The following is a 1,088-nucleotide window of genomic DNA, read 5'->3' as shown; positions in this document are numbered from 1 at the left end:
AGCTTTGACTGACAACAAGAACCGGACTGCCTCATCCGTACGGGTGGCCTTCACCCGCAACGGCGGCAGCCTTGGTGCTACCGGGTCAGTTGCCTACATGTTTGACCGCAAGGGCTACATCGTAATTGACCGGTCAACTACTGACGCTGACGAAGACCAAATGCTGATGGACGTCATGGAAGCCGGCGGCGACGACCTGCAAACCAGTGACGACGCTTACGAAATCTACACTGACGCCAAGAGCTTCACTGCTGTCCGCGACGCTTTGGAAAAGGCCGGCTACCAGCTGGCTGTTTCCGAACTGACCATGGTGCCGCAAAACACCACCCCGGTTCCGGAAGACAAGAAGGAACAATTCGCCAAGCTGGTTGACGCTTTGGAAGACGACGATGACGTTTCCAACGTTTACACCGCAGCTGCTGACGACGAAGAATAATTCGCCTATAAAATAAGCTAGACAAGACGCGACTTTCTTAGGAAAGCCGCGTTTTTTTGCGCGCTTTTTTAAAAAAATTTGCCGCGGCGGAAAAAATCGGCGCTTTTTGGCGTACTAGTCAGTGGAGGAGGAAAGAGAAAGGAGGGTTTCGTGGAAATAGAAGAAGCGGCCCGGCAGCTGCTGAAGCAGGCGGTCGGGCAAAGGGCCAGCGACATCTTTTTCCTGCCAGCTGCTGACTGCTGCCGGCTGAAGCTGAGGGCCGGAGATTTGACGGACCTGCCGGCTTTGAGCCAGGCCAAAGGGCTGGAGTTGATCAACTGGTTCAAGTACCAGGCGGAAATGGATATTGCCGAACACCGCCGGCCCCAAGTCGGCAGCATGGCTGTCGACCTGGACGAAAGCCGCTACTGGCTGCGCCTGTCCAGCGTGGGTGACTACCGGGGGCAGGATTCCCTGGTCATCCGGATCATATATTCGCTGGCAGAGAGCCGGTATTTTTTGCCTGAGCAGTTTCAGGAGCTGGTGGATCTGTGCTGGCGGCGGGGGCTGATCGTGACCAGCGGCCCGACGGGGTCAGGCAAGACCACGACCATGTACGAACTGGCCCGGCGGCTCAGCCGGACGAAAATGGTGATGACGATTGAAGACCCGG

Annotated in this window: 2 protein-coding genes; both read left to right on the top strand. The window is 56.7% G+C overall.

Annotated features, from left to right (window positions below):
- Positions 1 to 436, top strand: a 436-nt coding sequence (locus lacNas_RS00240; RefSeq protein WP_201346480.1) for a YebC/PmpR family DNA-binding transcriptional regulator, incomplete at its 5' end; no start/stop codon positions are given.
- 150 nt (positions 437 to 586) lie between these two features.
- A partial coding sequence (locus lacNas_RS00235; protein ID WP_201346479.1) for an ATPase, T2SS/T4P/T4SS family occupies positions 587 to 1,088 on the top strand: 502 nt, incomplete at its 3' end.

Source organism: Lactobacillus nasalidis (assembly GCF_016587775.1).
GTDB classification, from domain to species: domain Bacteria; phylum Bacillota; class Bacilli; order Lactobacillales; family Lactobacillaceae; genus Lactobacillus; species Lactobacillus nasalidis.
The sequence above is the reverse complement of the archived record's forward strand: the minus strand, read 5'-3'. Positions and strand labels throughout refer to the sequence as shown.